Raw genomic sequence first — 7,639 nt, forward strand, 5'->3', positions numbered from 1 at the left:
CCTTGATATCGCGTGATTTTAGCTTCTCTTGCAAAAAGGCGAATTCATACTCGATTTGCCCGCTAGTGACGGCTATTTTGGCTAAATTTCGCTCGTCAAATTCGCCCACTTTTGCTGCGTCAAATTTATAGCCGCGAGCGCAGGTCTGTGCATAAACCTCCGCCAGATACGCGTTTATCGCCTCTAGCGCGTTTTCGTGCGCATAAAAGCGGTCAAGCTGCGGATGATTTTTATGGCCCTTGGTAAGTCCCGCTAGCACGTTTTTAGCTAGCAGCGCCTCTCGCCAAAGTGCGACTAGTCCCTTTGCATCGAGATATTTAAAGCTTATCGTCCAAAGCCTCATTTTTGCCTTTCGTTAAATTTCGTCGTCAAATTCGGCGCGCTTTGCGCCGCAGCCTGAGCGGTGATATATTCGCGTCTTAAATTTGACCGCGCCCTAGATTAGAGGCTAAATTTTATCTCGCCGCACCTTTGAGCTTGCCTGCTCATTGCAGCTTGCCTCTGCATAGCACGGGGATCTTTTCTACGACCTCGCCGCCGCTAACGAGGTAGGCGAACTCGTGCAAATTTACTACGGGGCAGATGTGGTTTGGATAAATTTCGAGCCGATCGCCCACGCGCACGGCGTCTCGCAGCGCTCTGTCGTAGATGATCGCATGCTCGTCGTAAACGCCATTTATCCACACCTCCGTGCCCTTTATGCGCCCGAGCCCGGGCGTGGCGGTGAAGCCCTCGGTGCGCCTTTGCTGCGTGAGCCCCTTGGCGCCGACGTCGGTGATGATGCGATCCGCCGTAGGCCTGCTGATGACGGTCGTAAGGATACTCGCCGCGTTCATCGAATAATCGCCGTAAGCCTGCGCCTGCGAGGCGTCCATAAAGATATATGTGCCCGGGCGGATCTCGGTGACGCCCTTTAAAATTTCAAAATCGTTGATTAGCGAGGGCGTCGAGCCGATACTAACGACGCGTGCGGGCATAGCCAGCTCGCGTGCGATATCCGCAAACTCCAGCGTGCGGCGCTGCGCGGCTAGGTGGATGCGCTCGCATTCGCTCTTATCGGCGGCTTTGTAGGAGTGGCCGTCGTGGGAGAACACGCCGCGGAATTCGATATTTTTACAGCCTTTTAGAAATTTTATAAACGCCGCGAAATCCTGCTTTTCTATGAAGCCAGAGCGGTTTTCGCCCACTTCGATCTCGGCAAGCACGCAGGCCTTCGCGCCGCTGCGCTCAAAGGCGCGCTCTATCAGGCTCACCTGCTCTATGCTATCGATGCCTAAGCTTAAGTTTATCCCCGCGCGCAAAAGCGCAATGATGCGCTGAAATTTTAGCTCACCCACGATCTCGTTTGCGATAAATATATCTTTCAGCCCATTTGCCGCCATGATCTCGGCTTCGCCCGTTTTGGCGACCGTGATGCCCGCAGCACCGAGGCTTTCTTGCAGCTTCGCGAAATAGGGTATTTTGTGCGTTTTGGTGTGCGGGCGCAGGCTCACGCCTGCGGCGTCTGCGTAGCTTTGTATCTTTTGCAGGTTGCGAAGCACGATTTCGCGGTCAATCAGCAGCGCCGGCGTGTCGATCTCCGATACCCTCATAAGCTTCCTCCTCTTTTAAATTTACGAAATTTTAATTCAGCCGAGCTTGGTAGCTGCGCTAGTTTTGTAGCGCCTAAATTTTAAAATTTAGCGCGACTTGCAAAGGGCGAAATTTACGTGCCGCCTGCGAAAGCGGAATTTGCGCGTCGTAAATTTAGCTTCGTCTGCGAAATGCAGTTTGCGCGCCGTGTAAATCGGTGCCCTTCGCGAAGCGTCTGAATTTGGCGAGTAGATTTGCGTTTCCGTGTCGCGCAAAGCAGCGTAGGCAAAAGCAATACCGCGCGGCGCATGAAAAAGTCAAAATAAAATTCTAAAGTGCGCCGAGTAAAAATCAATATGCGCACCGTACCACTAGGTCGCGGAATTTTTAGCTCCGCTTCACGCCGTTTTATTCCTCGCGCGCTATGTTTTTCTTGCGGCGCATATTCGCGTTAAATTTTTCGGTGAGCGACCCGGCGCACTATCTGTTTCCGCGCCGCCGCTCGTATTTTTTTGATAAATCTCGTTTGCACCGCTGCCAGTGTTTTTTACTAAAGCTCGTTCGCGCCGCACATTTTCAAATCGCCGCCTATTTTCACACCGCCGCTCGTTTAGCAGCGATACTTCATTTCTGGTGCGCCTCTCTTTGTGATTTTCTATTTTTTGTCCTGAAGCACCTTATCGCGCCATTTCGAGTTTGCTTTATTATCGGTCGCTACGTCTTTGGATATCTCGGCTGCCGCTTCGAAATTTTTACTCACGCCCTCTTTGGAATTCTCGTATTTTAGGGCATTTTCGCTTTTGATACCGATGCTTTGTGCTTCGCTTGCGGCGTCGATATTAGCGCCTAAAAAGATAAATTCCCAGTCGTATTTTTCCTGCTTGTCGCTAATCATCTTTTTGATCTGCGCTTTGGAGTATTCGCGGCTTGAGTTTTCCTGCCCGTCGGTGATGATGACGAAAAGCACGCGATTGTTTTTGGCATAGATGTCTGGTACCCGCTCGATACGCGCTATCGTGCTGCCAATCGCGTCTAATAGCGCAGTGTTGCCGCCGGCGTAGTACTCTTTGGACGTTAGGTTTTCGACCTTCTTAAGCGGCGTGCGATCATGGATGACATTAAATTTCGTATCGAAAAGCACGGTTGTGACGCTGGCGTCGATGCCCTCTTTGCGCTCCTTTTCTATCATCGAGTTAAATCCGCCGATCGTATCGCTCTCAAGCCCGCTCATCGAGCCTGATTTATCTAAGATCAGCACCAATTCCAGGTGATTTACGCCGTCTTTATGATCGGGCGGCGTGGCGAGCTCTGCACTTTTGGCAAACAATATGCCCGCAAGCGCGGCAACAAGAAGGATGATTTTTTTCATAGGGGCTCCTTTGTTAAAATTTCATTATTTTACTATTGTATCGCTTAATCAATGAAATTTTATCGCTAAAGCTTCGCCGCACGCCTCTGCTGGGTAAATTTTAATACGAAATTTTGTTGCGGAATTTTAACGTATCCTTGCAAGAGACGCCGCAAAGTTCGGCGTGACATAGAATTCTACGTGGCGCGGAATTTCGCTGTGGAATTTTAAAGGAGTAGAATTTTATGCAGCGTGGGATTTTACGACGCAAAATTCCACGTGGCATGGAATTTATGGAATTTGCGCCGCCGTAAAATCAAACGTCTGCGGATCTGCTCCGTTTTGCGCTGAGGTAGCTTCCGATCTCGCTTATCAAAACGCCTGCGAGGATGAGCGCCGCGCCTAAAATTTGCATCGCGCTTAGCCTTTCGCCGCCCACGAATACGCCCATAATACCCGCCGTTACGGGCTCGAGCGTGAAAAACAGAGCGGTTTTTACGGGCGTCGTGTATTTTTGCATCAAGGCCTGCGCAAAAAAGCCGAAAACCGTTCCCAGCAGGCAGATCACCGCCATCGCGACGAAAAAGCTTCTATCCATCACCGGCACGATGCTGACTCTTTCAAAAAAGATCGCCGCGAAGCAGCAAAGCGCGCTTAGGCAGAGGATCTGTACGTAGGCGATACCCGCTACGTCGCAGCTTTGCACGAAGCGGTTGGTTAGCACGATGTGAAACGAATACGCGCAGGCGCAGACTAGCGCCAGCGCTTCGCCCTTGCCGAGGCCTAGCTGCGTGTCGCCGATGAGATAGAGGCCAATGACCGCAAGCGCGATGCCTGCGTAGGCGTAGGAGTAAATTTTATGCCTAAACAGCGCCGCGGCGATGAAGGGTACGAGCGCGACGTTTAGGCCGATGATGAAGGCTACGGAGGAGCTTTGCGCGAATTTAAAAGCGAAGGTCTGTGACGTAAAGCCCGCGAATAAAAACAGGCTAAGCACCGCGCCGTGCTTGATCTCGCGCGAAGTTATGGCTTTGAGCTTCGGGAAAAATATCGCGCCTGCGATGATGCTTGCGGCGAAAAAGCGCCAAAATAGCAGCACGAAGACGTTGTTGCTCGCAAGCGCCTGCGAGGTGGGCAGATACCCGAGCCCAAAAGCGATCGCCACGAAGAGCATTCCGATGTCGGCTCTGAATTCCAAACTTTTATTCATCTGCATCCTTTTTTGTAAATTAAAAATTGTAATTTTACGAATTTTATGTAAAAAATAAGCTAAATTTAGGCGGAGCGATTTAGAATTTCGGATTTTAAAATCGCGAGTTAAATTTTAAGTACCCGGCTCGTCTTTTGGGCTTGCTTTGGGTTCGTCTTTTTGGGCTAGCGTTGGACTTGTTCGCGCGATCATTGCGCCGTTTCGCCACGGCTTGTCATAAATGTAGCTACTGCTCGCGATCATTGTGCCACTTTGCCGCATTGTCATAAATTTTTACAGCTATTGCTCGCGCGTGGCTAAATTTAAAATTTAATCGCCCGCGCCCTCTTTGTCGTTTTTTAGAATTTCTATGTTTGCGCGCTCATTCGCGCCTTTTAAGCTTATAGTTTTTTTGAGCGCGGATTTGGGGGGTCGCCTCTTTTGATTTCATCATCTTATAGCGCCTCTTTCTTATCTCTGCTTCGATAAATTTTATATCTTGCTGTGCGTATGGGAATGAGAGCGTAAAATTTTTGCCGCTTTGCCCGTCTTCTACTATCAAAATCGGCATCTCGCCCCTCATCCCCTTCTCCGTAAGGGCATTTTCTATATCGATCTTTGTGCTAAATTTAAACGACAAAAATCTCCACTCTTTCCTTACGGTGCGGCTGTCTATGATGACGCCCTTTTCAGATAACGGCAGTATGGCAATTAGCATCATTGCAAGACCCATCACGATCACGAGTGCGGTCTCGTCGTCGCCTCTTTGCATATGCCCGCCTACGCATAAAGGGTCGTTTGCATCAAAGCATGCAACTTTACCTCCGCCTCTTGTTGTTTTTATCCAAGGCTCATCAAACGCCACCAACGAACCCCAGGATAAAAATAGCACGATAAGTATAGTTTTTGCTATGGGGCTAGGAGGTATGAGCCAGGCGCCCTTTTGCACGGTTTTATAAGAGACCTTGCTTTTAAAAACCATGCTTTTTAAAATGGCAAGTCCAAACAGTAAAAGATTTATGCCGAATATCAAATATAAAAATATCATGCCGCCGCCTTGAATTTAGATATTTTTAGCGTTAAATTAAGCTCAAGCGTTTCGCTCGGCTGCTTTAGCTTTTGAAATTTCAGCGAGCTTTTCTAATATAAAATTTTGCAAAAAATCTATATCCTTTTGTGCATACAAATATCCCGCCCCGAATTTAACGCCGCTAATTTTGCCTCGTATGCTGATTATTTTTACGCCTCTTATAAACCATGTGGCGTAGTTCATCTCATCAAAGTATATCTTTTCCGTATGCCTAAACGGCAGAACCTCCCATTCTTTGCAGATGCCGCTTTTATCTATTCTAATTCCTTTTTGAATTAGCACGACAAAAGAAAAAATTATGGCGCAGACCGATCCGATTTTGCTAAGTATTAGCCTAGGCTCGCTTATTTGCAGATATCCGTCCACGCATCTGGGATCGCCTTCTTCAAAGCATCTTAAATTTATGCCTGCCGCTTTGTACTCTTGCGAGCAAATTTTATCGTAGGTATAAAAGCAGGGTACCGGATTACCGTTGTGGTTTGCTACATTCGAGCTGGATAGGGTGATTACGCCGAAGCTTAAGCACATTATAAACATAGGTATTTTTAAAAGCGGATCGGTTGGGATAAATAATGTCCCGCGATACACGGTTTTATACGATCTGTTTGTCTGAAGCAATGAAACAAGAAGGCAAAAGCCTATCGTAACATAAAGGATTATCGAAGCAAACTCGGTTATACTTTGCGACATAATAATGACCTTGTTTTTTGGATTACGCAAGCTCGCGTCTTTGGCAATTTTAGCGCAAAATTTCTAAATTTACGAGATTCTAAGCGCGTTTTTTTTATAAATCGCGCTTAGAATTTTACCTCACCGGCGTGATCTTGCCGCGCGAAAGGCGGATTAAATTTTTGGCTTCGATATTCTGAAATATGCAGTTTATGACATTGCGTGAGGTGCCTAGGCGCTCTTGTGATGCCATAACGCGCCTTAAAATTTCGCAGTCTAAATCTTAATGATAATTATCTAAATATTTAAAATCGCACAATATAATTGCGAACCTCAATCAAATAAAGATTAAATTTATCTCGCAAGGATCTACAATGAGCTCGCTTTTGAAGCGCAATAAAATTTTGTTTAACGTCCATCTTATTTTGTCGATCGTTTTTTCTATCCCGCTGCTTGTCATAGGCGTTACGGGCGCGATTTTGTCGTATCAGCACGAGCTTGAGGAGCTGATAAACGCGGGCTCTAAAAAGGTCGAAAAGACGGGCGAAATGCAAAGCGTGGAGAAAATCCTGCAAAGCTTTAGCGAGCAAACGGGCGCTAAGCAGCCCGTAAGGCTCGTCGTGCCCAAAAGCGATGACGAAGCCTTCGTCATTTACGCAAACAGAAATGATGCGTATCTGGTCAATCCATACACCGCGCAGATCATCGGCAAGGATCGCGGCACGGGCTTTGTGCTAACGGTGATGGCGCTGCATCGAAATTTAGGCCTAGCGCTAAGCGGCAATAAAACTGCAGGCGAGATCGGCAAGCAGATCGTGGGTGCGAGCGCCGTGGCGATGATACTGCTCGTAATAAGCGGCGTCTGGCTACATTTCCCAAGGCTTAGGCGCAAATTTATCGAAGCTATAAGACCAAATTTTAAACTCAAAAAATACGCTCTTTTTTATAACCTACATACGAGCCTAGGCTCGCTAAGTGCGGTAGTTTACCTTCTCATCTGTTTGACCGGGCTTAATTGGTCGTACGGCTGGTATAACGATGCGGTGATGAAGCTTTTCGTTAGCTCTCAAAATTTACCGCAAGCTAGCGCGCCTAAAGCCGCCGCTTCTAAAGATCACGCCGTCGCACCTGCTAAGGAGGAGGGCAAAAAGCCCGCTACGTATAAATTTAGCGACGCGCAGAGGGCTTATGAGATATTCAGATCAAGCGGAATAGAGTATAAAGAATTTACCCTAATGCTCGCAGCCGGAGATAAGATCGGCGTCAGGTATTATGAGCCCGACGCGCCCGCTACCGCCCGTCCAAAAGGCGCGAGCGTGAAGCTAAAGGAGGGCAAAGTCGTACAGCAGAAGCAGACGGAGGGTATCACCGTGGGCGAGTTTAAAGACGCGAACTATCAGCTACATACGGGCTATTTTTTCGGGCTAGCGGGTAAAATTTTATGGTCGATTGTCTCGCTTTGCATGGTGCTTTTTATCTTTAGCGGCTTTTATATGACGGTAAAAAGGGCGTTTAAGCTGGGAAAGCTCAGCTAAATTTTACCTTTGCGGATAAGAGGCGCGACGAGCGGAGCAAGAGAGCCCAATACCTACGAAGCATTGAGATGAAATTTGCCGAAGCGGATCAAGAAAAGCCCTGATTTAACGATATTTGAGGCATACTAAAATTATCGTAGATTAAGTATATGTGAGGTATATTGCGGAAAATTTTAGGAGCGAAATTTGAAAACGAGATATTATCTGTGCTTGGTCTGCATCATAATAATATGCGC

Annotated in this window: 8 protein-coding genes; 1 reads left to right on the top strand and 7 read right to left on the bottom strand. The window is 47.7% G+C overall.

Annotated features, from left to right (window positions below):
- The 7 genes from Q0257_RS01575 to Q0257_RS01605 all read right to left on the bottom strand — a co-directional run.
- The coding region (locus Q0257_RS01575; RefSeq protein WP_298020722.1) for a pyrimidine dimer DNA glycosylase/endonuclease V at positions 1–343 on the bottom strand (343 nt) is incomplete at its 3' end.
- Positions 344–485: 142 nt separating this feature from the next.
- The gene (locus Q0257_RS01580; RefSeq protein WP_298020725.1) at positions 486–1,592 is read right to left on the bottom strand and encodes an alanine racemase; all 1,107 of its coding nucleotides are present in this window, start codon (positions 1,590–1,592) and stop codon (positions 486–488) included.
- A gap of 635 nt (positions 1,593–2,227) precedes the next feature.
- Positions 2,228–2,941 (bottom strand): vWA domain-containing protein, encoded by a 714-nt coding sequence (locus tag Q0257_RS01585; RefSeq protein WP_298020728.1) that lies wholly within the window; start codon positions 2,939–2,941, stop codon positions 2,228–2,230.
- Positions 2,942–3,236: 295 nt separating this feature from the next.
- On the bottom strand, positions 3,237–4,130 hold the full coding sequence (locus Q0257_RS01590; protein ID WP_298020731.1) for a DMT family transporter: 894 nt from the start codon (positions 4,128–4,130) through the stop codon (positions 3,237–3,239).
- A 114-nt stretch (positions 4,131–4,244) separates the two neighbouring features.
- Positions 4,245–4,373, bottom strand: a complete 129-nt coding sequence (locus Q0257_RS01595; RefSeq protein WP_298020733.1) for a hypothetical protein — start codon at positions 4,371–4,373, stop codon at positions 4,245–4,247.
- Positions 4,374–4,491: 118 nt separating this feature from the next.
- Positions 4,492–5,157 (bottom strand): hypothetical protein, encoded by a 666-nt coding sequence (locus tag Q0257_RS01600; protein WP_298020735.1) that lies wholly within the window; start codon positions 5,155–5,157, stop codon positions 4,492–4,494.
- A 42-nt stretch (positions 5,158–5,199) separates the two neighbouring features.
- Positions 5,200–5,889: a hypothetical protein gene (locus tag Q0257_RS01605; protein ID WP_298020737.1), complete on the bottom strand. Its 690-nt coding sequence runs from the start codon at positions 5,887–5,889 to the stop codon at positions 5,200–5,202.
- A gap of 353 nt (positions 5,890–6,242) precedes the next feature.
- Between Q0257_RS01605 and Q0257_RS01610 the strand changes: the two genes are divergently transcribed.
- The gene (locus Q0257_RS01610) at positions 6,243–7,403 is read left to right on the top strand and encodes a PepSY-associated TM helix domain-containing protein (protein ID WP_298020739.1); all 1,161 of its coding nucleotides are present in this window, start codon (positions 6,243–6,245) and stop codon (positions 7,401–7,403) included.
- Positions 7,404–7,639 lie beyond the last annotated feature (236 nt).

This window comes from uncultured Campylobacter sp., assembly GCF_938018035.1.
Lineage (GTDB): Bacteria > Campylobacterota > Campylobacteria > Campylobacterales > Campylobacteraceae > Campylobacter_B.

Coding starts and splice junctions, on each gene's coding strand:
- Q0257_RS01590 (WP_298020731.1), bottom strand. CDS start 4,130: ATGAATAAAAGTTTGGAATTCAGAGCCGACATCGGAATGCTCTTCGTG.
- Q0257_RS01580 (WP_298020725.1), bottom strand. CDS start 1,592: ATGAGGGTATCGGAGATCGACACGCCGGCGCTGCTGATTGACCGCGAA.
- Q0257_RS01595 (WP_298020733.1), bottom strand. CDS start 4,373: ATGATCGCGAGCAGTAGCTACATTTATGACAAGCCGTGGCGAAACGGC.
- Q0257_RS01605 (WP_298020737.1), bottom strand. CDS start 5,889: ATGTCGCAAAGTATAACCGAGTTTGCTTCGATAATCCTTTATGTTACG.
- Q0257_RS01600 (WP_298020735.1), bottom strand. CDS start 5,157: ATGATATTTTTATATTTGATATTCGGCATAAATCTTTTACTGTTTGGA.
- Q0257_RS01610 (WP_298020739.1), top strand. CDS start 6,243: ATGAGCTCGCTTTTGAAGCGCAATAAAATTTTGTTTAACGTCCATCTT.
- Q0257_RS01585 (WP_298020728.1), bottom strand. CDS start 2,941: ATGAAAAAAATCATCCTTCTTGTTGCCGCGCTTGCGGGCATATTGTTT.